This window comes from Pseudonocardia yunnanensis (assembly GCF_039534065.1).
Lineage (GTDB): Bacteria > Actinomycetota > Actinomycetes > Mycobacteriales > Pseudonocardiaceae > Pseudonocardia > Pseudonocardia yunnanensis.
The window spans coordinates 90290-115507 of record NZ_BAAAUS010000004.1; the positions used below are offsets into that span (position 1 = coordinate 90290).

Consider the following 25218-nt stretch of genomic DNA (forward strand, 5'->3'; position numbering starts at 1 on the left):
GCGGAATTGTGATCCGCGGACCCGACGATCTGCATTCTCCAGAAGAATTTCCCGTCTCCAATCCACAGTCCGGGACAAGCTGTTGCGCGCATTGTGGGGATCATCCTGATCATCGCCGGCGCACCGCTGACCGTGCTGAGCGCGGTGGCTGCGATCACCTGGCCCCTCACGGTCAACCCGCCGATCAACGTGGCATTCTTCGAGCCCACCCTGATGCTCGGGGTGCTCGCTATCGCAGCCGCGACGGCCCTGCTCCGACGGAACGACACCGAGCTCGACCCCGCCACATACGCCCGGCTCCGCCCGCTGACATGGCTCGTGGTCGAACCCACCAGTGGTAGCCCGCTGAAGCGGTCTCAGTCCACATCGGGGAACGCTACGAAGCGCAGCAGTACTCGCCGGGAATCATCGCCCTGAGGATCGACGTCGCTCGCGTAGCGCCCGTAGAGCGCCATGTAGTCCTCCCAGAAGCGGCGCAGCTGCGGCATCGTCAGCCGCAGCGCGCCGCGGGCGAACAGCAGGGCGTCGCCCCATTCACCCAGGGAGTCGCGCTGTTGCTGGAAGCGCGCGAAAGCCGCCACGTCGTCGGCGACGTTCAGCCGGCCGAGCTCGTCGAAGGCCGCGCGCACCTCGTCGTCCATGCGGCTGCGTGGCGGGAACCGGATGTCACGGACGCGGGCCTGCCACCACCGTTCCCGGCCCCGCCCGCGCTCGGGCACCTCTTCGACGAACCCGTGCTCTGCGAGCTGGCGCAAGTGGTAGCTGGTGGCCCCGGTGTTCTCGCCCAGCGCCCGCGCGAGCGACGTGGAGGTGGCCGGGCCGTCTCGGTGCAGCTGTCGCAGGATCCGCTGCCGCAGCGGATGGCCGAGCGACTTCAGGGCCGCCGGATCGGTGAGCTCTCGGGGTTCTCCCTGATCCGTCACCGCGCCGAAGCTAGCAGAGTTCCTGTTGCAAAGATTTCTTTGCATATAAGCCTCTGCACGGGGAGCGGACATGGAACTTCGACGCGGACTGGTCACCCTCGGTGCCGGCGCTGCGCTGCTGGGGGCATTGCTCGGAACGGCAGCGTGGACGGCACCGCCTGCCGTCGCACGGATCGCGGAGGAAGGGACGCGCGCAACAGCAGACCCGGCCGTCCGCGAGATAGAGCTGAGCGTCCCCACCAGCGACGGGCTGGTCCTCCCCGCAACACTGCGGGTGCTGGCAGACGCGCGGCCGAAGCTGCCCGGCATGGTGCTGGTGCACGGAGCCGGGCCCGGTCCCCGCGAGAAGTACCGCGCCGAGGCGGAGGCCCTCGCGCGCGCCGGTATCGCGACGTTGGCCTACGACAAGCGCACTGCCGGTTACTCGCTCTTGGAGCGGTCGTACTCCCGCCTCGCTGACGACGCCATCGCCGCCGCCGATCTCCTCAGGGGGCGGCCGGAGGTCGATCCGGACAAGGTCGGGCTCTGGGGGTTCAGCGAGGGCGGCTGGGTCGCGCCGCTGGCGGCAGCACGTGCCCCGGACACGGCGTTCCTCGTGGTGGTGGGCGCGAACGGGGTGGCTCCGCTGCGCCAGCAGACCTGGGCCGACACGATCAAGATGGATCACGCAGGCGTCACGGGCTCGCTCGTCGATGCACATGCGCGCACGCCCTATCGCGTGCTCACGGCCATGGGCCTCTTCCCGGAGCCGTTCTTCGACCCCGCCCCCGCGCTGCGGAGCCTCACGCTTCCGGTGCTGGGTGTCTGGGGCGCGCAGGACCGGCTGACCCCGCCCGTCGAGAGCGTCACCGCGTACCGGGCCGCCCTCGACGGGGCCGGTAACCGCCACTACACACTGCGCACGGTCGAGGGGGCTGAGCACTTGCTGCGGACCACGACCGACGGCTTCGACAAGGGCAGCGCGTTCGCCCCCGGCTACGTCGACCTCGTGACGGGTTGGGTCACCGATGTCGCCGGAGGACGGCTGCCGGCCACCAGCGTGGCCGGCGTGGGCGAGCAGCCCCGGCCGACCGCTGCCGTGCCGCCGCCCGCCTGGTACGAGTCGGCGTGGGTACAGCTGGGCGCGCCGGCGGTGCTCGTGCTCGGCTTCGCGGGGTTCGGCCTGACGGCGACGTGGCGCCGGCTGCGCGGACGCCCGGTCGTGCGTTCTTCCTGGCCTGCCGGGGTGCTGGCGGGTGCGGGCCTCACCACGGTGGCGGGCACGTTCGCGTACCTCGGTTATCTGCAGGCGACCGCCGGACGCACCGTGACTCCGGGACCGATGCTCGCCGGACGACCGCTGGTGTGGTTGGCACTTCAGGTCTTGGCAGTGGTCGCGGTGATCGCAGCGATCATGGCCTCCGCCCGGTGGCGGGCCACCGCGAACAGCGCGGGCCGGACGAGAGCGGCGCTGCTCATGGCAGCCGGCGCGGTGTTTGTCCCATGGGCCACGTTCTGGGGCCTGCTCGTGCCCTGATTTCTCGATTCGACCCCCTGTCGGCGCGCCGCTGTGGGTACGGCCAACTAGTCTCGATTGTGATTGCCCGGCCGAAATCTGCGCCGGGGATGACGGGATTGCATACAGTCGACTACGGTCAGATCAAGACACCTGACCGACGGAGGCACGAGATGACAGCCGTGCAGGAACCGGCGACCGCGGTACGCACGGTCACCACCACGATCAACGGCAACGAGATCACGGTCCCGGAGGGCACGTCGATCTACGACGCCGCCAAGCAGGTGGGCGTCGACATCCCGGTGCTTTGCCACAACGAGCGTTACGACCCGGTCGGCGTGTGCCGGATGTGCGTGGTCGACACCGGCGGGCGTGTGTTCGCGGCGGCCTGCGTGCGGCCGTGCGAGGACGGCATGGAGGTCAAGACCTCCACCCCGGAGCTGGAGCGCAACCGGGCCACGCTCACCGAGCTGCTGGTGGCGGACCAGCCGCCGCGCGCCGAGGATCCCAAGCAGACCACCACCGGCGACAATCTGCTGCTGGCGCTGGCCGACGGGTTCGGCGTGGCCCGCGAGACCACCGACCTGCCGTGCGGATCCGGGCGCGGCCTCGACTCGTCCAACCCCGTGATCGACGTCAACCACGACGCCTGCATCCTGTGCGACCGCTGCGTCCGCGCGTGCGACGACATCCAGGGCAACGACGTGATCGGCCGCTCGGGCAAGGGCTACTCCACCCGCATCGCGTTCGACCTGAACGACCCGATGGGCTCGAGCTCCTGCGTCACGTGCGGCGAGTGCGTGCAGGCCTGCCCCACGGGCGCGCTCACCAACAAGCCGATCCGCAACATCCCGATCCAGCCGCGCGAGAAGCTCGACGCCGTCGACTCCGTGTGCCCGTACTGCGGTGTCGGCTGCGCACTCACCTACTACGTCGACCGCGAGCGGGGCGCCATCGCCTTCGCCGAAGGCCGCGACCAGCCCGGCTCGCAGAGCAGGCTCTGCGTCAAGGGCCGCTACGGCTGGGACTACGCCGCTTCCCCGCAGCGGATCACAAAGCCGTTGATCCGCATCGACTCCGCCTACCCGAAGGGCCCGTTGTCGGCTGACGTGCGCGGCGACGGCAACGGCTCGGCGAACGGCGCCACCAACGACCGGGGGCGCGGCGGCAACGGCGGCAACCGCAGCGGCGGCGGCCGGAAGGACGACCCGAGCGCAAAGCGGGGCGGGGGCCGCAAGCCCGGCGGCCTCGTCGACTACGACGAGGTGCTGCCGCACTTCCGCGAGGCCACCTGGGAGGAGGCGCTCGACCTCGTCGCCCGGCGCCTCAAGGAGATCCACGCCGAGGGCGGCCCCGGCGCGATCGCCGGATTCGGCTCGGCGAAGTGCTCCAACGAGGAGGCCTACCTCTTCCAGAAGCTGATCCGCACCGGCTTCGGCACCAACAACGTCGACCACTGCACCCGGCTCTGCCACGCATCCTCGGTGGCGGCCCTGTTCGAGGGCGTCGGGTCCGGCGCGGTGTCCACCACCTACGGCGACGTCGCCAACGCCGACGTCGTGATCATCACCGGCTCCAACCCGACGGCCAACCACCCGGTGGCCAGCTCGTTCTTCAAGCAGGCCCGCCGCCGTGGCACGAAGATCATCTACGTCGACCCGCGCGCCTCCACGGTCGCCGAGCACGCCGACATCTTCGTGCAGCTCAAGCCCGGCACCGACGTGGCCTTCTACAACTCGCTGATGCACGAGGTGATCCGCCTCGGGCTGATCGACCGCGAGTTCATCGCGAGCCGCACGTCCAACTACGACGAGCTCGCGCGCACCGTCGCCGACTACCCGCCGGAGCGCGCCGCGCAGATCACCGGCGTCGACGCCGACAAGATCCGCGAGGTCGCGAGGACCTGGGGCGAGGCCAGGGCCGGCGTCGTCTACTGGGGGATGGGAATCTCCCAGCACACCACCGGCACCGACAACGCCCGCTGCCTCATCGCGATGTGCTCGATCACCGGCAACGTCGGGCGTCCGGGCACGGGGCTGCACCCGCTGCGCGGGCAGAACAACGTGCAGGGCGCGTCCGACGCCGGGCTGATCCCGATGTTCTACCCCGACTACCAGGGCGTCGACCTCGACGCCACGCGCCGGCACTTCGAGGAGGCGTGGGGCACCACGCTCGACCCCAACCGAGGCCTGACGGTCACCGAGATCATCAAGTCGGTGCTGCAGCCCGGTGGCGTGCGCGGGATGTACATGCTCGGGGAGAACCCGTTCCTGTCCGACCCCAACATCAACAAGGTGCGCAAGGCGCTCTCGGCACTGGACTTCCTCGTGGTCCAGGACATCTTCCTCACCGAGACCGCCGAGTTCGCCGACGTGATCCTTCCCGCGAGCTCCTACCTGGAGAAGGACGGGACGTACACCAACACCGACCGCCGGGTGCAGCTCGGCCGCAAGGTGATGGACCCTCCCGGCCAGGCCCGGACCGACTGGGAGATCGTGCAGGACATCGCACGCAGGATCGGGCTGAACTGGACCTACGGCAGCCCGAGCGAGGTCTTCGACGAGATGGTCGCGCTCATGCCGTCGTACAAGAACCTCTCGTACGGCAACCTGGGGCTGTCCGGGAAGCTCTACCCGAACGACGACCCGGAGCACAGCGACGGCACCATCGTCATGTTCGACGAGAAGTTCAACACCGACGACGGGCTCGCCCACCTCGTGCCCGCCCAGTGGTTGCCGCCCCGCGAGCTGCCCGACGCCGACTTCCCGCTGGTGCTCAACACCGGCCGGTTGCTCGAACACTGGCACACCGGATCGATGACGCGGCGCTCGTACGCCCTCGACGCGATCTCGCCGGTCGCCGAGGTGTACATGCACCCGAAGGACGCCGCCGATCGCGGGGTCGCTCACGGGGAGATGGTCCGCGTGCGGTCCCGGCGCGGCACGATCGAGCTGCTGGTCCGCATCTCGCACCGTGAGCAGCTGGGCAACTGCTTCATCCCGTTCCACTTCCGCGAGGCGGCGGCCAACCTCCTGACGATCGACGAGGTCGACCCCTTCGGCAAGATCCCGGAGTTCAAGTTCTGCGCGGTGCAGGTCGAGGCACTCGGCGCGGCGCAGGCAGAGACCACATCGATTGCTGGAGTCCGTGCATGACCGAGCTGTCCGACCGCATGGCCGATGTGAGGGCGCGGCGCGTGCCCGGCGTGGAGGCGCGTGCCGGGAAGTTCCCCGGCCCGTCGCTCATCCCGGCGCTCAACGCGATCCAGGCCCGGCTCGGCTGGCTCCCGCGCGAGGAGCTGGAGGAGCTCGCCCGCGATGCCCGCCGGCCGCGGTACGAGATCGAGGGACTGATCTCGTTCTACCCGCACTTCCGCACGGAGCCGCCGACGAAGGTCGCGCTGCACGTCTGCCACGACCTGGCGTGCTGGCTGCGCAACGGTGAGGCGCGGATCGCCGAGCTGCGCGATCGCTACGGCGAGGACGACGATGTCGAGATCGTCGAGGTGTCCTGCCTCGGCCGCTGCGACATCGCGCCCGCGGTGGCGGTGAACGAGCGCCCCGCCCCGGTGGCCGACACGGACGACCTCGTCGGGGCCGCCCGCGACAAGGGTGTGGGCGACGCAGCCGCGGCCACCCGCGTCGAGCCCTGGCCGAACGACCCCTACCCCGCAGGCTCCGGCGTCCCCGAGCGGTACACCACGCTGCGCGCGCTGCTCGCCGGTGAGCTGGACGCCGACGACATCGTCGCCACGTTGAAGGACTCCGGTCTGCGAGGAATGGGTGGCGCGGGCTTCCCCACCGGGCAGAAGTGGGGGCTGGTCCGGGCCGCCGAGCCGGGCACCACGAAGTACGCCATCGTGAACGCCGACGAGTCCGAGCCCGGCACGTTCAAGGACCGCCAGATCCTGGCGCAGCAGCCGCACCTCGTGCTGGAGGGCCTGCTGCTCGGCATGGTCGTGGTCGGGGCCGAGGAGGGCTGGGTCTTCATCCGGCACGAGTACGGCCCCGAGGAGCACGTGCTCCGTGAGGAGATCGACGCGCTGCGGGCCGCGGGCGTGATCGGGCCGGATGCGTGCGGCAGCGGGCGCCGTCTGAACGTCGACGTGTTCGTCTCGCCGGGTGGCTACATCCTCGGCGAGGAGACCGCGCTGCTGGAGTGCATGGAGGGCCACCGAGGGGAACCGCGGAACAAGCCCCCCTTCCCGGGCAACTACGGCCTGCACGGCCGTCCCACGCTGATCAACTCGGTGGAGACCTTCGCCGACGTGCCGGTGATCGTGCAGCGCGGGGCGCAGTGGTGGAAGGACCAGGGCGTCGGCGACTCGGTGGGCTGGAAGTTCTTCGCCGTGTCCGGCCACGTCGAGAAGCCCGATGTCTACTGCGTGCCGATGGGCACCACCGTCCGCGAGCTGATCGACCTCGCCGGTGGCGTCACCGGCGGGGCGCAGGTCGGCGCGGTGCAGCCGGGCGGGGCGTCGTCCAACTTCATCGGACCCGACCAGCTCGACCTGCGGCTCGACTTCGGCACGGCGGCGGAGGCGGGCACGATGCTCGGCTCCGGCGCGCTCGTCGTCCTCGCCGAGGGCACCGACCTGCTCGCGGCGTCCACGAACGTGCTGCGGTTCTTCCGCAACGAGTCGTGCGGCAAGTGCGTGCCGTGCCGGGTGGGCTCCACCAAGGCCCACGAGCTGCTGCGAGGTGTGCTGGAGACGGGCACCTCCACCCTGGACGACGCGCAGCGCGGCCGGATCCTGCAGCTCGAAGAGGCCATGCGCAAGACGTCGATCTGCGGGCTCGGGCAGGTGGCACTCGGTCCGGTGGTGAGCGTCCTCGGCCTCGACAAGGGTGGGGCGGCCGCCCGCGAGCAGCCCAGGCCGAACGGCGCGGCGGCTCAGCCAGACAGGTGAGCGAGCTTGCGAGCTCACCGTCCAACACAGCAGCGCCGCGAATGCGGCTGACGAGCGTCCGCGAGGAGGCTGCGTGAGCGAGCTTGCGAGCTCACGGTCCAACACAGCAGCGCCGCGAATGCGGCTGACGAGCGTCCGCGAGGAGGCTGCGTGAGCGGAAGGGAGTTCTTCACCACCCGCACGGTCGTCCAGGCCCTCGCGGGGTTCCGGCCCGCACGCCGCACCACGTTGGAGGAAGTCCCGCTCGACGACGCCCTGCACCGCGTGCCGGCCGCCGACGTGGCGGCTGCGGCGCCGCTGCCGGGGTTCGCCAAGTCCACGGTGGACGGCTTCGCGGTGCGGGCCGCCGACACGTACGGCGCGTCCGAGGGGCTGCCCTCCTACCTGGACCTGGTGGGAGCGGTCCGGATGGGCGTGCCACCGAGCGTCGCCGTCCGGCCGGGCGGCGCTGTCGCGATGCCGACCGGCGGTGTGCTGCCCGACGGCGCCGACGCCGTCGTCATGGTGGAGCACACCGCCGAGACGATGCCCGGAACGATCGAGGTGACCCGACCGGTGGCGCCGCTCGACGGTGTCGTGCGCGCCGACGAGGACGTCGCCGCCGGGGCGCCGCTGGTGCCCGGAGGCAGACCACTGCGGGCTCCCGACCTGGGCCTGCTCGCCGCCGCCGGGGTCACCACCGTGATCGTGCGGGCCCGTCCGCGGGTGGCGATCGTCTCGACCGGGGACGAGGTGGTGCCTCCCTCCACCGGACAGCTGCGTCCGGGGCAGGTCCGCGACGCCACCGCGTCGGCCCTGGCCGGACTCGTCCGTGACGCCGGGGGCGAGCCGACGATCGCCGGGATCGTGCCTGACGACGCCGGCGCGCTGGAGACGACGCTGCGCAAAGCGCTGCAGGACTCAGACCTCGTCGTCGTGTCGGCCGGGTCGTCGGTGGGAACCCGCGACGAGACGGCAGGCGCAGTGGCCGCGCTGGGCGAGATCTGGTGTCACGGGCTCTCCATCAAGCCGGGCAAGCCGACACTGCTCGCGGAATGCCGGTCGGACAGCGGCGACGGAATCCCCCTCATCGGGCTCCCCGGCAACCCGCTCTCGGCGCTCGTCGTGTTCCGGGTGATCGGGGTGCCGCTCGTGTGGCGGCTCGCGGGCTGCTCGGTCCCGCCGCCGGAGCCGTCGGTGCCGGCCTGCCTCACCCGCGACCTGCCCTCGGCGGCGGGCCGGCTCGACGTCGTTCAGGTCAGCGTGCGCGACGGTGCGGCCACGCCGATCTTCGGACCATCGGCACTGCTGTCGGTGCTCACCCGCGCGGACGGCTGCATCGTGGTGCCCGAGCCGGCCACCGGACTTCCAGCGGGCTCACAGGTGCAGGTCATGCTGTACCGCTGACCCCGGTGCGCCGCGACGCTGAGTCCGGCGCATGAAATCGTGACCACGGCCTCTCCGAATCCCACGCATGTGGGATGTCACGCCACCGACCCGCGTGCAGGCTCGGGTCTGTTCAATGACACCGATTCGTACTGCGATATCTCTTTCCAGCATTACGCGCCCGTTTCCGGCATGAGGTGAGAAATTGGCGGATCTGGCTCCACTGCGCACCGGCCGGGGATTTCGCGCGCGACAATGTGCTACACCGTTACCGAGGTGCGCGACCTGACCGCGTAGGTTCGTGTTCGGGGCAACTCGCAGCCGGTTGGTTCGGCGAAAGGCATCCCACGAGAATGAATGACCGCACGGCCCACCAGCCCCGATCTCGGCAACCGCAGTTCGCTGGCAGCACAAGACCTCCGACGGCTCCACCCGGTCGTGGCTGATCGCCGTCGGCTCGCGACAACGGCGACCCGCCGGCGGCTCACGACAACGGCGGCCCGGCGCCGTCGAGCCACCACCGTCGCCGGCGCGGCCGCGCCGCTCGGCGTCACCCGCGGCCCGGCAACCTCCCGGCCCGCATCCGGTCGCGGAGTCCCGCGCAGCCTCGTTCTGGCGGCGGGCTGGTCGTGGCGGCTGCTGGTGCTGGGGGTCGTGGCGTACCTGGCCATCCGGGTACTCGCGTTGCTCTGGCTGGTCCTCGTGCCGATCGTGGTGGCGCTGCTGGTGACAGCGCTGGTTCGCCCGCTGGCCGTGCTTCTGCGGCGCCGCCTACCGGGGCCGCTCTCGGCTCTGCTGACACTGCTCGTCGCCCTCGCGGTCCTCGCCGGACTCGGATGGGTGATCGATCTGCGGTTCACGCAGGAGCTGCCCTCGTTGATCGAGGAGGTCGTCCGCACGGTCCGCGAGCTGGGAGCCACTCTCGCGCGGCTCGGTCTCGGCGAAGAGCAGCTCGCCGAGCTGCAGGCGAACCTGATCCGATGGTTGCAGGACAACCGCAGCGAGCTGATCACGTACCTCACCACCGGCACGGGCTTCGCCGTGGAGATCGCCACCGCCATCGTCCTGACCTTCTTCATCACGTTCTTCCTGCTCTACGACGGGGAGCGCGTGTGGCGCTGGCTGCTCATGCCGTTGCGTCCCCCCATGTCGGCCCGGGCGGACCGCGCAGGGCGCATCGCCTGGAGCACGCTCACGGGATACGTCCACGGCACGGCGATCATCGCCACCATCCACGGCATCGTGATCGGGCTCGTGGTGTCGCTGCTGCACGTGCCGCTGGCCATCCCGCTGGCCGTGCTGGTGTTCATCGGCAGCTTCATCCCCATCGTGGGCGCGCTGGTGTCGGGCGCGGTCGCCGTGGTGGTCACGCTGGGCACCCACGGCCTGCTGGCAGGGCTGATCGTTCTCGGTGTCCTGGTCGTCGAGGACCAGCTGGAGGCGCACCTGCTCCAGCCGCTGATCGTCGGCCGGTACGTGCGGCTGCACCCGCTGGCCATCGGTCTCGTCCTGGCCACCGGCACCATTCTGGGCGGGCTCGTCGGGGCGATCGTCGCCGTGCCGGTCGCGGCGATCGTCCACCGGACGTGGCCTGCGCTGCTGGGGCACGACGAACAACCGGCGGCGCCCCCGGCGCCCGGACGCAGGGCACTCCTGCGGGCGAACCGTTCGGCAGCGCAGGAGGAGTGAGCGGGCGTCGCGCCGATCAGCGAGGAGCGGGCTCTCAGTTCCCGGTCACGCCGCCCCCACCTCATCGGCCCACGGCTGCCCGAACAGGAAGTTGCGCGACCGGCCGACGGTCCAGGGCGCCAGTGCGTCCAGCAACCGGCCGTGCGCACGGCCCGCCGCGGCGGGGTCACCGAGCACCGAGAGAACGCGTACGAGGTAGGCGGCGTCCCGGTGGCCGACAGCGTTCGGGACGGCGGGCGGGCGGGCCAGTGCGCCGCCCAGGTGGTTCAGCTGCACGATGCAGGGAATCGGCGCGCCCGGCCCGGCGAGCTCGACGAGGTCGCGCAGCGCCGTCGGGTGGAGCTCGCGGAGCATCGCGTTGGTGCCGCCGTAGGAATGCGGCCAGGCCGGGTCGTTGTAGATCGAGGCCGCCTGCGTGAACGGGAGCTCCCCGAGGGTGTCCCGCAGGCGGGGCACGGCAGCGCGCAGCGGTGCGACGAGCCGTTCGCCCTGCGCCGTCGGGCCTGCGAAGGCGATCCGGACGTGCGCGGCGTAGCGGCCCCGCAGCAGCTCCGGCACCGCCGCCATGTCGGGGTAGGAGATCAGCGCTATCGAGGACGTGAGCTCGTCGGGCAGGTCCGCCGTCCAGTCGCGGTACGCCTCCAGCAGCTCGGGCACGTGCGGGCCGTCGACGTAGAGCCCCCCGCCGTACAGCCGGGTGACGGGGACGAGCCCGATCTCCATCGCTGTCACCACACCGAGGCCGTGGCCCGCGCCGCGCAGCTCCCGGAACAGGTCGGGATCGTCGTCCGCCGTGACGTGCCGGAGGCTCCCGTCGGCTGCGGCGAGGTCGATGCTGCCGACGTGGTCGGCGGCATAGCCGTAGCGGCGTGCCAGCACGCCCAGGCCTCCGCCGAGGATGTAGCCGACGGCACCGACCTCCGGCGACGAACCGCTGAGCGGCGCCAGCCCGTGCTCCGCGGCCGCGGTGATCACCTGCTGCCAGCGCACCCCCGCCTCGATCCATGCCGACCGCCTGCCGGGGTCCACCCGCACGCCGGTCATCCGCCGTGTGCTGATCAGCACTCCACCGTCGAGCGGAACCGTCCGCCCGTGCCCCGTAGCCTGCACCGCCACGGGGAGCCCGCTGGCCCCGGTGAGAGCTGCGCGTACGTCGTCGGCGCCGGTGGCCGCGACGACGTACGCCGGCCGGTGCGGGTACGCGGTCTGGAAGCCGCTCGTCTCCTCGTCGAACTCGTTGTCGCCCGGCCGGAACACCGGGCCCTGCACCTGCTGCGTCCACGTCATGCAGGCGACGGTATGGCCGCTTGCGGACGAGATCGGTCCGCAAGCAAACTGCGGCGGTGACGACCACCCGGGTCCTGCGACTGCTCTCACTCCTGCAGAGCAGGCGCGAGTGGGCAGGCGGGGAGCTGGCCGAACAGCTCGGGGTCACCGGTCGCACGGTGCGCCGCGACGTCGCGCGGTTGCGCGAGCTCGGCTACCCGATCGAGGCCACCACCGGCACGGCAGGTGGGTACCGCCTCGCGTCCGGCAGCAACCTCCCACCCCTGCTGCTGGACGACGACGAGGCCGTCGCGGTGGCGGTCGGCCTGCTCACCGCGGCGCGGGCCGGGGTCGCCGGCGTCGACGAGACCGCCCCGCGTGCGCTGGCCAAGCTCCAGCAGGTGCTACCCGCCCGGCTGCGCCGGCGGATCGCGGCCGTCGGTGACGTCACCGTCCGGCTCCGGCCGGGCCGCGGGTCGCGCGTCGACCCCACCACACTTGCCGTGCTCGCCGCCGCCTGCCGGGACCACGAGCTGGTCACGTTCGACCACCGCAGGCGCGACGGCGTGAGCGGCGAGCGCCGGGTGGAGCCGTACCAGCTCCTCACCGGGTACGGGCTGTGGTACCTGCTCGCCTTCGACACCGGCCGCGGCGACTGGCGCACGTTCCGCGTGGATCGCATCGCCCGCCCCACACCGATCCGGCTGCGCTTCACCCCACGGCCACTACCCGCCGAGGACACCACCGCATTCCTGGCCTCGGCCATCCGTGAGGCGCCCTACCGCTACACGGCGCTGGCCACCGTGCAAGCGCCCGCCGATGTCGTCACGGCGCGCCTGCCGGACCCGATGCCGGACCGGGTGCAAGCACTCGATCCCCGGACCTGCACCGTGCTCCTGCGCGGCGACTCCCTCGACGTCCTCGTGCAGGACCTGGTCGCCCTCGGCGCCGACTTCACCCTCGACGGGCCTGCCGAGCTCCTCGACCACCTCCACATGCTGGGCAAGCGCCTCCAGGACGCCGGGCCCGGCCGGCCTTAGTGTCGCGGAAACGGGGTTCCTTGCCCGGATCCGGTGTCCAGGCGGATGGATCGCAAGGCGGAGGAGGCGCCGATACCGCTGTTGTATCGGCGCCGACGACAACGCCGCGAGGCGCCGCCTGGGCGCCGGAGGCGGGTAAGACGACCTCGTTTCCTCGACACTAGGGAAGCGTCCCGGTCAGCGCCTCACCTGCACGTGGTCGTACCGTCGACATGTGGTCGCCGACTCGCCGTTCGTGTCCGACGTCCCCGCCGCGGAGGCGCTCGAGGCCTGGCACGAGGGGTGCGTAGCAGCGGGCTGCCCGGCACGCGTCGACGTGATGCGGGTGCCCGTCGGCGATGCCGTCGGCCGGGTGACGGCCGAACCGGTCTGGGCCCGCCGTTCCTCCCCCGCCTTCGACTCCGCCGGCATGGACGGCATCGCGGTCCACGCCGCCGACACCGTCGGCGCTGCGGAGACCACGCCGGTGCGGCTCGCCGACTTCGCCGTGGTCGACACGGGCGACCCCCTGCCCGAGGGCTACGACGCCGTGGTCATGCGCGAGCACGTGCACCGCGACGCCGACGGCACCGCCGAGGTGCGCACGGCTGCACCGCCCTACCAGCACGTGCGTTCGATCGGTGAGGACATCAGCGCCACCGAGCTGCTGCTCCCGGCCGGCCACCGGCTCCGTCCGGTCGACGTGGCCGCGGCTGCGGCCGCCGGCGCGGTGGAGCTCGCCGTGCGGCGCGCCCCGGTCGTCGTCATCGTCCCGACCGGCGACGAGATCCGCCCCATCGGCACTGAGCCGGCCCCTGGCGAGATCCTCGACACCAACTCCCTCATGCTCGCGGCCCAGGCGCGCGAGCTGGGCTGCGAGGCCCGCGTGACGCCGATCGTCCGCGACGACCCGGCGGTGATCACCGAAGCGCTGCGTGCGGCGGCCGCGGATGCGGACCTGGTGGTGCTCATCGCGGGCTCCAGCGCCGGACGCGACGACTACACCGCGCGGGTCGTGGCCGGGGCGGGCACGCTCTCCGTCCACGGCGTGGCCGTGCGGCCCGGGCATCCGGTGGTACTCGGAGCGGTGGACGCCACCCCGGTGCTGGGCGCCCCCGGCTACCCGGTGTCGGCCTCGCTCACGTTCGACATCTTCGCCGCCCCGCTGCTCGCCTCTCTGGAGGGCGCCGCGCCCCGCGAACGCCCCACAACCACGGCGCGGCTCGCCCGCAAGCTCGCCTCCAACGTCGGGATGGACGACTGGGTGCGGGTACGGCTGGGCCGGGTGGGCGGCGAGGTGGTGGCGACGCCGCTGCCCCGCGGTGCGGGGGTGCTCACCTCACTGGTGCGCGCCGACGGACTGCTGGTGGTCCCGGCCGGGCTGGAGGGCCATCACGCCGGCGAACACGTGCGCGTCGAGCTGCTGCGCGGTCTCGGGGAGATCGGGCGCACGATCGTGGCGATCGGGTCGCACGACCTCGTGCTCGACATGGCCGCCTCCGCGTTGCGGGCCGACGACCCGCTGGTCACGCTGGCCTCGTCGAACGTCGGGTCGCTCGGCGGACTCGTCGCACTGCGCGACGGGCTCTGCCACATCGCCGGCTCGCACCTGCTGGACCCCGCCACCGGCGAGTACACGCTGCCGTACGTGGACAAGATCCTCGACGGGGACAAGATCGCCGTCGTCCGGCTCGTGCACCGCGAGCAGGGGCTGATCGTGGCCCCCGGCAACCCGCTCGGGCTCTCCGGCGTCGATGACCTGGTGCGGGAGGGCCTGCGCTACGTCAACCGCCAGCGCGGCGCCGGTACGCGTGTGCTGCTCGACCACGAGCTCGCGCGGCGTGACCTCGATCCCGGCCAGGTGAGCGGCTACTCGCGGGAGGAGCACACGCATCTCGCGGTGGCTGCGGCGGTGGCTGCGGGCCGTGCCGACACCGGACTCGGGATCCGCGCCGCCGCCCGAGCGTTCGGGCTCGACTTCGTGCCCGTCGCCGAGGAGCCCTACGACCTCGTGCTGCGCGACTCCGGTCTGCACGACGAGCTGCTTGCTCCGTTGTGGGCCCTGCTGGAGAGCCCCACCTTCCGCGCGGAGGTCGAAGCGCTCGGCGGGTACTCGTGCGCCGAGACGGGCCACCGGATCCGGTGACAGCTCGGTCACACCCTTTTCGCACTTCAGCGGGGCACAATAAGAACACATGGACCCCGTGACGCGCCGCCTCACCTGATGGCCTCGACGCCCGAGACGGCCCCTGGTCCGCCCGGGTCATCCGCCCCGGGCCCAGGGACGTCCGCAGTGAAGAAGAGCAGCGCCGCCGCATTGGCGCTCGGCGCGCTGGGAGTCGTCTTCGGCGACATCGGCACGAGCCCGCTCTACGCGCTGAAGCAGACCTTCACCGACACGCGTGGGCTGACCCCGGACCCGAGTTCGGTCTACGGCGTGCTGTCACTCGTGTTCTGGACGATCACCATCATCGTCAGCATCAAGTACGTCAGCCTGGTCACCCGCGCCGACAACGACGGTGAGGGCGGCACGATGGCGCTGATCTCGCTCATCGAGCGTGTGAAAGGGCTCTCCGCGCGCACGAAATGGTTCCTGATCGGGCTGGGTGTCCTCGGAGCGGCGCTGTTCTTCGGCGACGGGATGATCACGCCCGCGATCTCCGTGCTCGGCGCGGTGGAGGGTCTGGAGGTGGCCAGTCCCGGACTCGCGGATTGGGTCGTCCCGATCGCGATCGTGTTGCTGTGCGGCCTGTTCTTCTTCCAGCGCTTCGGAACGGGCGCGGTCGGCAAGGCTTTCGGTCCGGTCATGCTGGTGTGGTTCCTGGTGATCGGTGTGCTCGGGCTCGTCCACGTGATCGCGCAGCCCGGGATCCTCAGGGCGCTGTCACCGACCTACGCCATCGAGTTCTTCCTGGGCGACACCCTGACGGCGTTCCTGTCCCTCGGGTCGGTCGTGCTGGCGATCACCGGCTCCGAGGCGCTCTACGCCGACATCGGACACTTCGGCCGTCGCCCGATCCGCAACGCATGGTTCGCGCTGGTGTTCCCCGCGCTGATACTCAACTACTTCGGCCAGGGAGCCGTCGTGCTCTCCGATCCCGCTGCCGCGGACAACCCTTTCTTCCGGCTGGCGCCCTCGTGGGGCCAGTACCCGCTGCTGATCCTCGCGACGGCGGCCGCCGTGATCGCCTCCCAATCCGTCGTCACCGGCACGTTCTCCATGGCACGTCAGGCAGTGCAGCTCGGCTACCTGCCGTTCCTCACGATCCGGCACACGTCCGAGAAGGAAGCCGGCCAGGTCTACGTGCCGTTCGTGAACTGGGTGCTGTTCGTCGCCGTGATCGGCCTGGTGGTCGGCTTCGGGTCCTCCACCGCACTGGCCTCGGCCTACGGCATCGCCGTCACCGGCACGCTCACCATCACCACCGTCCTGTTCTTCGTGAACGCCCGGCACCGTTGGGGCACGCCGCTGTGGCTCGTGGTTCTCGGCGCCGGCAGCCTGCTCGTCATCGAGCTCGCCTTCCTGGCGGCCAACATGACGAAGGTCTTGTCGGGCGGCTGGTTCCCTCTCGTCGTCGGGGTGGTGGTCGCCGTCATCCTGATGACCTGGCACCGCGGGCGGGAGATCGTCACGCGCAAGCGCACCGAGCAGGAGGGCCCGCTCGAGGACTTCGTCAAGGCGCTCTCCACCTCGAACGCCCCGCCGATCCGCGTCCCGGGCAACGCGGTGTTCCTGAACGCCAACGCCGGCACCACGCCCCTCGCACTGCGCCACAACGTCCGCTACAACCACGTCCTCCACGAGCACGTACTGGTCATCAACGTGCAGAACGTGGGAATTCCGCATGTGCCCAGGTCCCAGCGCCTGGAGATCGACGACGCCTGCGTTCCCGACGACGGGATCTTCCACCTCACCGTGCGGTTCGGCTTCCAGGACAAGCCCTACGTGCCGGCAGCGCTGCGGCTCGCCCGCCAGAAGGGCCTCGACATCAACCTGAAGGACGCCACCTACTTCCTCAGCCGCGTCACGATCGTGCACACGAAGGAGCCGGGCATGGCGGGCTGGCGCAAGAAGCTCTTCTGCCTGATCAGCCGCAACGCGGTGAGCCCCGCCGCGTACTTCGGTCTCCCGACGCACCAGGTGGTCTCCCTGGGATCGGCGATCGACATCTGAGACGGTGAGCGCGTGCCGGTCGACGCTCGTCCCGAACATCGTCAACGCGCATACCGAGTGCGGCTGGAGTGGGGGCGCGAGGGCGCCGAACTGCTGGCGGCCGAGTGCGCTGTGGTGATCGTCGTCGACGTGCTGTCGTTCTGCACGGCCGTCGACGTCGCCGTCGGGCGGGGCGCCGCGATCCTGCCGCAGCGCTCGTCGGACGGTGACGCTGCAGCGCAGGCCCGAGCCCTCGGCGTGCAGCCCGCCGGGCGCCGTGACGGCAGCGGCCCGTCGCTGCGACCGTCGTCGCTGGTCGACCTCCCGCCCGGCACACGGCTCGGGCTGCCCTCTCCCAATGGCGCCACGTTGTGCGCCACGGTCGCGGCCACCGGCACCGCGCTGTTCGCCGGCTGTCTGCGCAACGCTTCGGCCACGGCGGCCGCAGCACTCGCGGTGGACGGACCGATCGGACTCGTCCCTGCCGGGGAGCGCTGGCCCGGTGGCACCCTGCGGGTGGCCGTGGAGGACGCGCTCGGTGCCGGAGCGATCGCGGCGGCGCTGCCCCCGGCCGACCTCTCCCCCGAGGCCGAGCTCGCCGCGGCGCAGTTCGTCGCGGCCCGGGACCGGGGACTCGCCGCTGTGCTCGCGGCCACCGCGTCCGGCCGCGAGCTCGTCGCCGACGGCTACGCCGCCGACGTCACGCTGGCAGCGGCGCTGGACACGAGCGTCCTCGCGCCGCGACTCCGGGGCGGCCTGCTGCAGGCGTAGCGGGGCTCTAGTGTCGGTACGTGACCTTGAGTGCTGAGCTACGAGAACTGACCGGCCCCACGTGGGACGCGGCGGTCGGCCACCGGTTCGTGGACGAGCTCTGGCGTGGACAGCTGGACCCCGCGGTGCTCACCACCTACCTCGTGCAGGACCACCAGTTCTTCGACTCCTTCCTGGCGCTCATGGGCGCCGCGGTGGCCGCCGCCGACCGGCTCGAACCCCGGGTCGTGCACGCCCGACAGCTCGGGCTGGTCGCCGGACCGGAGAACGACTTCTTCGCCCGGGCCCTCGACACCCTGGACGTCCCGCTCCCCGAGCGCACCGACCCGGTGCTCCTGGCTCCCACGGCCGGCTTCGTCGAGCTGATGGACACGGCACGACGCAGCGCCGACTACGCCTCCTGCCTCGCGGTGCTGCTCGTGGCGGAGTGGCTCTACCTGGACTGGGCCACGCGACCCGACGCCACCGCCCCCGACGAACCGCTGCAACGGGAGTGGATCGAGCTGCACAGGGGCTCGGCCTTCGAGACGTGGGTGACGTTCCTGCGCACCGAGTTCGACCGCGTCGTCGTCGGCCTCGAACCCGCCGACCTGGAGCGGGTGCGCGACATGTTCGTCCGGACGGTGGATCTCGAACTCGCGTTCTTCGACGCCGCTTATTCCTGACGTCCCCTATCGGGCTACACCGTTCGGAGCAATCGTCACAACCTCATGTGTTGCCATCGCACCCGAGTGGGCACAGTGCTGGGGTGCGGAACAGCCTCGGAGTAGCACCACGGCATCACGGCTGTAACACGAGTCTCCTAGCGTCGGCGTCATGAGCGACCTCCCCCTGCTGGGCGTCGAGGAGGAGTTCCACGTCGTCGACCTGGAGAGCAGGCGTTCCGCGCCCGAGGTCGACTCGCTGCTCGCGCAGCTCGACGGAGCGGAGTTCGCACCCGAGCTGCAGCGCTCCCTCGTCGAGACGAACACGCCGGTGTGCGGCACGCTCGACGAGCTGCGCGGGCACCTGCGACGGCTGCGCGCAACGTTGGAGGGCGTCGCCGAGCCGCTCGGACTCGGCGTGGTCGCGGCAGGCACCGTGCCGCTCGCCGAGCTCCACGGCGACGCCATCTCGGCGGGGGCGCGCTACGAGAAGATGCAGCACGAATACCAGATGCTGGTGCGCGAGCAACACATCTGCGGGGCTCAGGTGCACGTGGACGTGCCCGATCGCGACGAGGCCGTCCAGGTCGTGCGCCGCGTCGCCCCCTATCTGCCGGTGCTGCTCGCCCTCTCGGCCAGCTCGCCGTATTGGCGGGGCAACGACTCCGGCTACGCCAGCTACCGGTCGATGGTGTGGTCGCGGTGGCCCACCGCCGGCCCGCCCGCCACCGTGGGCACCGCCGCCGAGTACGACGCCATGGTCGCCGACCTGATCGCGTCGGGCACGATCAGCGACCCCGGAATGGTCTACTTCGACATCCGGCCGAGCGCCCACCTGCCCACGGTGGAGCTGCGGATCTGCGACGCCTGCCCCGACGTGGACGACGTGGTGCTCATCGCGGGCCTCTTCCGCGCACTGGTCGGCAAGGCCCGGGACGACCTTGCGGCCGACGTGCCGCTGCCCGACTCTCGGCACGAGCTGCTGCGCGCCGCCACCTGGCGGGCAGCGCGTTCCGGCCTGGAGGGCGACCTCGTCGACCTCTGCGGTCCCTCGCTGGTGTCACCGCCGCTGCTCGTCGGCCAGCTCGTCGACCAGCTCCGACCACAGCTGGAGGGGCTCGGCGACTGGGAACAGGTGCTCGAGCTGTCGCAGGCCACGCTCGCCCGCGGCAGCGGCGCAGCCGTGCAGCGGCGGGCATACGGCCGCCGCGGGGAGCTCAGCGACGTCGTCGATGTCCTGCTGGCGCACACCCAGGGCCGAACGCTGGCGATAGAGCCACCCGCCACCATCCCGCGCACGCCGGACCTGCTCGTCGGCTATCACGCCGACGGCTCCGAACAGCGGGCGTTCGACGAGGCCGTGAGCGCGGGCGGCACGGTGCTGCCCCACTACGGCTGGATGGTCCGGGCGCTGGACCGCCTCGGCCCACGCGGCCTCACCGCCGCCGAGTCGGCGTTGCGCACCGAACAGCGCGCCCGCGGCGTCACGTTCAGGGTGGGCGACGGCGAACCGGACCGGCTCTTCCCGCTCGACCTCATCCCCCGCATCGTCACCGCGGAGGACTGGGCGGGGCTCACCGCCGGGCTCACGCAGCGCATCCGTGCACTCGAGCAGTTCGTCCGCGACGTCTACGGCAAGCAGCAGATCGTCTCCGACGGCGTGATCCCGGCCCAGGTCGTGCGCGACGCACCGGGCCGCAGCCGGCTCGGCAAGCTCTTCCCTGCCGATGCCGTGCGCATCGCGGTCGCCGGCATCGACCTCGTCCGGGACCGGGCCGACCATTGGCTCGTGCTCGAGGACAACCTGCGCGTCCCGTCGGGCATCGGCTACTCGATCACGAGCAGGCGGCTGGTCCGCAGTGTGATGCCCGACCTGGAGCCGCCTGCAGGCGTCGTCGGGCTGGATCCGGTGCCAGGACAGCTGCGTTCGGCGCTGCTCTCGGCGACCGAACCCGACGACCCCGCTCTGGGGGAGGTCGCCCTGCTCTCGGCAGGCCAGGAGGATTCGGCGTTCTTCGAGCACCGACTGCTCGCCGATCGCATGGACATCCCGCTGGTCACGCCGCGCGACCTGCAGGTCACCGAGGACGGCGTCTTCCTCGTGGGATCCGGGGCGAGGCGGCGGCTCTCGGCGCTCTACCGGCGCCTCGACGAGCACGCCCTGCTCTCCGCGAAAGGCGCGGATCTCCGCCCGATCGGCCGAGCCCTGTGCAACGCGGTGGCCCGCGGCGACGTCGCGCTGCTCAACGCGATGGGCAACGGCGTGGCCGACGACAAGCTCATCTACGCCTACGTGCCGAAGATGATCTCCTACTACCTGGGCGAGGACGTCCTGCTCGACAACGTCCCGACCTATCCGTGCGTCGACCCCGACCGGCGGGCCGAGGTGCTCGACCGGCTCCACGAGCTCGTGCTCAAGCCGGTGGACGGGTACGGGGGGCAAGGCATCGTGATCGGGCCGCACGCCGACCGCGCGGAGCTGGCCGAGGCGGCCGCCGCGGTGCGCAGCAACCCGGCCGGATGGGTGGCACAGGACCTGGTGATGCTCTCCACCCACCCGACGTTCGCGAACGGCAGGCTCGAACCGCGAGCAGTGGATCTACGGACGTTCGTCCTACAGACCAGGCTCGGCGACCGCACAGGGGTGGAGGTGCTACCGGCGGCGCTGAGCCGCGTCGCCCCATTCGGAAGCATGATCGTCAACTCCTCGCGCGGCGGCGGGGCGAAGGACACCTGGGTGCTGCGCTGATCTCGTGCCGACGCGACTGGCTCTGCGCGCCGGCGGACTCGCCCGTCCCGCGCACTTGTACATTTCAGGGATGGTTGTACAGCTGAGTCCGCAGGCGTACGTTCACGAGGTGACCGAGGACGGGATCAGCATCTCGGACGCCCGCGAGCAGCTCGCTGCTGTGGTCGACCGGGCGCGCTCCGAGCACCGGCCGGTCTACCTCTCGCGGCGGGGCCATCGAGTCGCCGCCGTCATCGATGCCGACGATCTCGATCGGATCCTCGAGCTGGCAGAGGACATGGCGGACATCCGGGCGGCCGAGGCTGCCAGGGCGGAGCTGGCAGCCGCTGAGGCGGCTCCGATTCCGTGGGAAGAGGTCAAGGCGGATCTGGGCCTCTGAACCACCACCGTGACCTACCGCATCACAGTTGTCCCGAGCGCAGCACGTCAGCTGCGCAAGCTCGATGCCCCCGGCCGACGCCGCATCCAGGCGGCACTGGAGCTGCTCGCGACCGAACCACGCCCGCCGGCAGCCACGCAGTTGGTCGGCGGGGCAGGAGAGTGGCGCGTGCGCACGGGTGATTTCCGGATCATTTACGAGATCCACGACGGCGAGCTCGTGATTCTGGTTCTCGCTGTAGGCCACCGTCGGGACGTCTACCGGAAGCGCTGACCGCCGCAGGTCGCCGATCGACGGCGACGGCTCCCCCGTTGAGATTTCTGCGGTGGCCCGGCCGCCGTCCGAGCCACCGCCGGAGTGGGTCGATCAGCCGCGGACGCGCAGGTTGCCGGCGCCGTTGAGGTCGCCGGAGTTGAAGTACTTCTGCGCGGCTCGGAGGAACTCCTGCCGGGAGATCGTGCCGTCGTCATCGGTGTCCACCCGGCCGAACGCCTTGCTCGACTCCGGGGAGTCGGCCTTCCAGACGTCCCGCAGCAGGCGGTCGAACTCGTCCTTGTTGATCTCGTTGTCGCCGTCGGTGTCGACGACGTCGAAGATGGCGTGGGCGAGGCCCTCGACCACATTCAGGCGGCTGGTGTCGACGATGGTGAGGCGAGTGGCGGCGACGAAGACATTCTTCAGCAGCCGGTCCTCCCCTGCGCCCGCGTGCCGCAACAGCTCCAGCCACAGCATCTCGTGGATGGACTGCAATGCCCTGGCCCGGCGATCACCCCTGTCGAGCTGAAACGCGCCGAGGTAGCGATCGACGAGGTTCTGGTAGTCCGACCAGTCCACATAGCCGTCGTGGTTGCTGTCGAGGCCGTCGAAAGTCCGATCGATCCTCTGGTGGACCGAGTCCGTTGCGGCAGTGGTCAACTGTCCAGCCCTCCGGAAGGGTAGTGAGTGAATACGCGGGCAACCTTGGCCCGCCCCGGAGCAAGCGCCTGCCGGATTCACCCTTCAGCGGCACACACCCCACCCGCATGGCGGAGCTCATTCGAAACCCGAATTTCGTCCGCGCTCCGGATCACCGATCGAGAATTCACGCTGCGAAAGAAATGTGTTTTCGGGCACCGGCCCGTCATCTCACACACGGCCGGCTAGTCGGCCGCAGGCCTCCAGCAGCGGCTCCGGGTCGGGCGCCTCGCCGGTCGCCTGGAACACCACGGTGTCGGCGCCGGCAGCCGAGAACTCCCGCGCATGCTCCTCGACCTGCTCCGCCAACCGATCGGACGTGGCATCCAGCTCCAGGTAGACGACGGTGCGGAAGTCCCCGGTCCGTCCGGCCGCGGCCCGGCCCTCCTCCACCTGAGAGCGCGCCTCACGGACCTGGCCCACGGTGAGCCCGGAGTCGAGGAGGACCCCGTCGGCGATCTCCCCCGCCAGCCGCACGGTCTTCGGCCCCCTGGCCCCGATCAGGATCGGCGGCACCTCGCGGGGCGGCCAGTCGAGCGAGACGCCGTCCAGATGGACGAAGCGGCCGTCGACGTCCACCGTTCGGCCGTGCAGGAGGTCGCGGACGGCGGTGGCGTGCTCACGCAGCAACGTCATCGGCGACGGGACCCGAGCCCCGACCTGCGCCATCCACTCGAGCACGCCGTGCCCGAGGCCGGGTAGGAACCGGCCCGGGAACATCCTGGCGAGAGTGGCGATCTCCATCGCGGCCACGGCGGGGTTGCGCAGCGGCACCGGCAGCAGGCCGACACCGACCTTCAGCCGCTCGGTCCAGGCGAGCGCCGCCGTCGCCGTGGTGAGACCGCCCTCCAGGAAGCAGTCCTCCCAGAGCCACAGCTCGCCGACCCCGTACGCCTCGGCGGCGAGGGCCACGTCACGAAGCCGTTCCGGAGGTGACTGCGGCCGGAACACCACGCCAAGGTTCATGTCGTTCATGGACGCAAGTCCACCATGGCTCGACCGGACGAGATTCTGGTCACACACTCGAAACAAGGTGCGGGTTGCGCACGCGGGCTACCGCATCGTCCACTCAACCTCGACGTCCGGGAGGACCCGGTCGCCCGACCAGCGGAGGACACGCATGTGCGGTATCGCCGGCGAGATCCGGTTCGACGGCAGCGCTCCGGACGTGGAGGCTGTCGCCCGGATCACCGCCGAGATGCACCGCCGCGGCCCCGACGGATCGGGCGTCTACTCCGTCGGCGCGATCGCGCTCGGGCACCGCCGGCTCAAGATCATCGACCTCTCCGAACGCGGCGCCCAGCCCATGGTCGATCCGGAGCTCGGCCTGTCGGCGGTGTTCAACGGGCTCATCTACAACTACCGCGAACTGCGCGCGGAGCTCGAGGCCGCCGGCTACCACTTCTTCTCCACATCCGACACCGAGGTACTGCTCAAGGCCTTCAAGCACTGGGGCCCTGCCTGCGTCGAGCGCTTCCTCGGCATGTTCGCCTTCGCGGTGGCCGACCGCGACACCGGCGTCCTGACGCTCGGCCGCGACCGCCTCGGGATCAAGCCGCTCTACCTTGCCGAAGGGCAGGGCAGGCTGCGGTTCGCGTCCTCGCTCCCCGCCCTGCTCAAGGCCGGCGGCATCGACACGTCGATCGACCCGATCGCACTGCACCACTACATGACCTTCCATTCGGTGGTGCCCGCGCCGCGCACCATCCTGAGCGGGGTGCGCAAGCTCCCGCCCGCCACCGTGCGGACGATCCAGCCGGATGGCACGAGCAGCGACCACCTCTACTGGCAGCCCTCACACACCCGTCGCCCCGAGCACGCCGGGATGAGCGCAGGTGACTGGCGCGATGCGGTGCTGGAGTCGCTGCGGATCGCCGTGCGCAGGCGAATGGTCGCCGACGTTCCCGTCGGCGTGCTGCTGTCCGGCGGGTTGGACTCCTCGCTGGTCGTCGCCCTGCTCGCCGCCGAGGGGCAGACCGGTCTCCAGACGTTCAGCGTCGGGTTCCACGCCGCGGCGGGCGAATCCGGCGACGAGTTCGAGTACTCCGACCTCGTGGCCGAACACTTCGCCACCGAGCACCAGCAGATCCTCGTCGACCCCGCACGGATGCTGCCCGCCGTCGACGACGCCATAGTGGCGATGTCCGAGCCCATGGTCAGCCACGACTGCGTCGCCTTCTACCTCCTCGCGCAGGAGGTGTCGAAGTCGGTGCGGGTGGTGCAGTCCGGGCAGGGCGCCGACGAGGTGTTCGCCGGGTACAGCTGGTATCCGCCTCTGGCGGGCGTGCCCCGCGCGCAGGGTGTGGAGGCCTACGCGAAGCAGTTCACCGACCGTCCCCACGCCGAGCTCGCCCACATCCTCGAACCGGAGTGGGTGCTCGACCACGACCCGAGCCGGGCCTTCATCGCCGAGCACTTCGGCGCTCCGGGCGCCGACGAGACGCTCGACGCGGCGCTGCGGCTCGACTCGACCGTCATGCTGGTCGACGACCCCGTCAAGCGCGTGGACAACATGACGATGGCGTGGGGCCTCGAGGCCCGCGTCCCGTTCCTGGACCACGAGCTGGTGGAGCTCGCTGCCGCCTGCCCGCCGGAGCTCAAGCTCGCGCACGGCGGGAAGGGTGTGTTGAAAGAGGCAGCCCGCGGCGTGGTCCCCGACGCGATCATCGACCGGCCGAAGGGGTATTTTCCGGTTCCGGCGATCCGGCACCTCGAAGGTCCCTTCCTCGACCGGGTACGTGACGCCGTCACCGATCCCGTCGCGAAGGCCCGTGGGCTGGTGCGCCGGGACTGGCTGGACACCATGCTGGCCGACCCCAACACTGCACGAACAAACCTCGGTTCCAATGCGTTGTGGCAGGTTGCGCTGCTCGAGATGTGGTTTCAGGAGAGGGGGTTGTAG

19 protein-coding genes are annotated in these 25218 nt (G+C 71.1%); 15 read left to right on the forward strand and 4 right to left on the reverse strand.

Annotation, left to right across the window (positions count from 1 at the left end; translation table 11 throughout):
- Positions 1–90 precede the first annotated feature (90 nt).
- A complete protein-coding gene (locus ABD743_RS44390) occupies positions 91–417 on the forward strand; it encodes a DUF981 family protein (RefSeq protein WP_465270062.1) in 327 nt (108 codons plus the stop codon).
- Here the strand turns inward: ABD743_RS44390 and ABD743_RS05190 are convergent.
- Entirely contained in the window at positions 357–923 is a 567-nt protein-coding gene (locus ABD743_RS05190) for an ArsR/SmtB family transcription factor (RefSeq protein ID WP_344719381.1), read from the reverse strand. The genes ABD743_RS44390 and ABD743_RS05190 overlap by 61 nt on opposite strands.
- Positions 924–993: 70 nt before the next feature.
- On the opposite strand from ABD743_RS05190, the gene ABD743_RS05195 reads away from it, so the two are divergent.
- The 5 genes from ABD743_RS05195 to ABD743_RS05215 all read left to right on the forward strand — a co-directional run bounded on the left by ABD743_RS05195 (position 994) and on the right by ABD743_RS05215 (position 10381).
- Positions 994–2439 carry an alpha/beta hydrolase family protein gene (locus ABD743_RS05195; RefSeq protein WP_344719383.1) on the forward strand — a complete coding sequence of 482 codons (1446 nt, stop codon included), beginning with the start codon at positions 994–996 and terminating at the stop codon, positions 2437–2439.
- A 152-nt stretch (positions 2440–2591) separates the two neighbouring features.
- The gene (fdhF, locus tag ABD743_RS05200; RefSeq protein ID WP_344719384.1) at positions 2592–5573 is read left to right on the forward strand and encodes a formate dehydrogenase subunit alpha; all 2982 of its coding nucleotides are present in this window, start codon (positions 2592–2594) and stop codon (positions 5571–5573) included.
- On the forward strand, positions 5570–7327 hold the full coding sequence (locus ABD743_RS05205; RefSeq protein WP_344719386.1) for an NAD(P)H-dependent oxidoreductase subunit E: 1758 nt from the start codon (positions 5570–5572) through the stop codon (positions 7325–7327). The genes fdhF and ABD743_RS05205 overlap by 4 nt, the downstream gene beginning before the upstream one ends.
- Positions 7328–7477: 150 nt before the next feature.
- Positions 7478–8713 (forward strand): molybdopterin-binding protein, encoded by a 1236-nt coding sequence (locus ABD743_RS05210; protein ID WP_344719388.1) that lies wholly within the window; start codon positions 7478–7480, stop codon positions 8711–8713.
- Positions 8714–9049: 336 nt separating this feature from the next.
- Positions 9050–10381, forward strand: a complete 1332-nt coding sequence (locus tag ABD743_RS05215; protein WP_344719390.1) for an AI-2E family transporter — start codon at positions 9050–9052, stop codon at positions 10379–10381.
- Positions 10382–10426: 45 nt separating this feature from the next.
- Here ABD743_RS05215 and ABD743_RS05220 read toward each other — a convergent pair whose 3' ends face one another.
- Positions 10427–11668 (reverse strand): FAD-binding oxidoreductase, encoded by a 1242-nt coding sequence (locus ABD743_RS05220; RefSeq protein ID WP_344719392.1) that lies wholly within the window; start codon positions 11666–11668, stop codon positions 10427–10429.
- A gap of 56 nt (positions 11669–11724) precedes the next feature.
- Here ABD743_RS05220 and ABD743_RS05225 point away from each other — a divergent pair, with 56 nt between their 5' ends.
- The 8 genes from ABD743_RS05225 (at position 11725) to ABD743_RS05260 (ending at position 21635) form a co-directional block, all read left to right on the forward strand.
- Positions 11725–12687 (forward strand): helix-turn-helix transcriptional regulator, encoded by a 963-nt coding sequence (locus tag ABD743_RS05225; RefSeq protein ID WP_344719394.1) that lies wholly within the window; start codon positions 11725–11727, stop codon positions 12685–12687.
- Positions 12688–12901: 214 nt separating this feature from the next.
- A complete protein-coding gene (locus tag ABD743_RS05230; RefSeq protein ID WP_344719396.1) occupies positions 12902–14812 on the forward strand; it encodes a molybdopterin biosynthesis protein in 1911 nt (636 codons plus the stop codon).
- A gap of 147 nt (positions 14813–14959) precedes the next feature.
- On the forward strand, positions 14960–16840 hold the full coding sequence (locus tag ABD743_RS05235) for a potassium transporter Kup (RefSeq protein ID WP_344719398.1): 1881 nt from the start codon (positions 14960–14962) through the stop codon (positions 16838–16840).
- A 12-nt stretch (positions 16841–16852) separates the two neighbouring features.
- On the forward strand, positions 16853–17590 hold the full coding sequence (locus ABD743_RS05240) for a 2-phosphosulfolactate phosphatase (RefSeq protein WP_344719400.1): 738 nt from the start codon (positions 16853–16855) through the stop codon (positions 17588–17590).
- 20 nt (positions 17591–17610) lie between these two features.
- Positions 17611–18255, forward strand: coding sequence for a TenA family protein (locus ABD743_RS05245; RefSeq protein WP_344719401.1), 645 nt, complete (start codon positions 17611–17613; stop codon positions 18253–18255).
- A 151-nt stretch (positions 18256–18406) separates the two neighbouring features.
- A complete protein-coding gene (locus ABD743_RS05250) occupies positions 18407–20983 on the forward strand; it encodes a glutamate--cysteine ligase (protein ID WP_344719403.1) in 2577 nt (858 codons plus the stop codon).
- 70 nt (positions 20984–21053) lie between these two features.
- Positions 21054–21362, forward strand: a complete 309-nt coding sequence (locus ABD743_RS05255) for a type II toxin-antitoxin system Phd/YefM family antitoxin (RefSeq protein ID WP_344719405.1) — start codon at positions 21054–21056, stop codon at positions 21360–21362.
- Between the two features lie 9 nt (positions 21363–21371).
- Complete coding sequence (locus ABD743_RS05260; protein ID WP_241041406.1) at positions 21372–21635, forward strand: type II toxin-antitoxin system RelE family toxin; 264 nt, start codon at positions 21372–21374, stop codon at positions 21633–21635.
- A 93-nt stretch (positions 21636–21728) separates the two neighbouring features.
- Here ABD743_RS05260 and ABD743_RS05265 read toward each other — a convergent pair whose 3' ends face one another.
- Both ABD743_RS05265 and ABD743_RS05270 read right to left on the reverse strand, forming a co-directional pair.
- Positions 21729–22277 carry an EF-hand domain-containing protein gene (locus ABD743_RS05265; protein ID WP_344719407.1) on the reverse strand — a complete coding sequence of 183 codons (549 nt, stop codon included), beginning with the start codon at positions 22275–22277 and terminating at the stop codon, positions 21729–21731.
- A gap of 210 nt (positions 22278–22487) precedes the next feature.
- Positions 22488–23291: an LLM class flavin-dependent oxidoreductase gene (locus tag ABD743_RS05270; RefSeq protein WP_344719409.1), complete on the reverse strand. Its 804-nt coding sequence runs from the start codon at positions 23289–23291 to the stop codon at positions 22488–22490.
- Positions 23292–23436: 145 nt separating this feature from the next.
- On the opposite strand from ABD743_RS05270, the gene ABD743_RS05275 reads away from it, so the two are divergent.
- A complete protein-coding gene (locus ABD743_RS05275; RefSeq protein WP_344719410.1) occupies positions 23437–25218 on the forward strand; it encodes an N-acetylglutaminylglutamine amidotransferase in 1782 nt (593 codons plus the stop codon).

What these genes read in the sequence shown, in the direction of transcription:
- ABD743_RS05195 (WP_344719383.1), top strand. Translation starts at nt 994, where the DNA reads ATGGAACTTCGACGCGGACTGGTCACCCTCGGTGCCGGCGCTGCGCTG.
- fdhF (WP_344719384.1), top strand. Translation starts at nt 2,592, where the DNA reads ATGACAGCCGTGCAGGAACCGGCGACCGCGGTACGCACGGTCACCACC.
- ABD743_RS05205 (WP_344719386.1), top strand. Translation starts at nt 5,570, where the DNA reads ATGACCGAGCTGTCCGACCGCATGGCCGATGTGAGGGCGCGGCGCGTG.
- ABD743_RS05215 (WP_344719390.1), top strand. Translation starts at nt 9,050, where the DNA reads ATGACCGCACGGCCCACCAGCCCCGATCTCGGCAACCGCAGTTCGCTG.
- ABD743_RS05220 (WP_344719392.1), bottom strand. Translation starts at nt 11,668, where the DNA reads ATGACGTGGACGCAGCAGGTGCAGGGCCCGGTGTTCCGGCCGGGCGAC.
- ABD743_RS05250 (WP_344719403.1), top strand. Translation starts at nt 18,407, where the DNA reads ATGAGCGACCTCCCCCTGCTGGGCGTCGAGGAGGAGTTCCACGTCGTC.
- ABD743_RS05255 (WP_344719405.1), top strand. Translation starts at nt 21,054, where the DNA reads ATGGTTGTACAGCTGAGTCCGCAGGCGTACGTTCACGAGGTGACCGAG.
- ABD743_RS05270 (WP_344719409.1), bottom strand. Translation starts at nt 23,291, where the DNA reads ATGAACGACATGAACCTTGGCGTGGTGTTCCGGCCGCAGTCACCTCCG.
- ABD743_RS05275 (WP_344719410.1), top strand. Translation starts at nt 23,437, where the DNA reads ATGTGCGGTATCGCCGGCGAGATCCGGTTCGACGGCAGCGCTCCGGAC.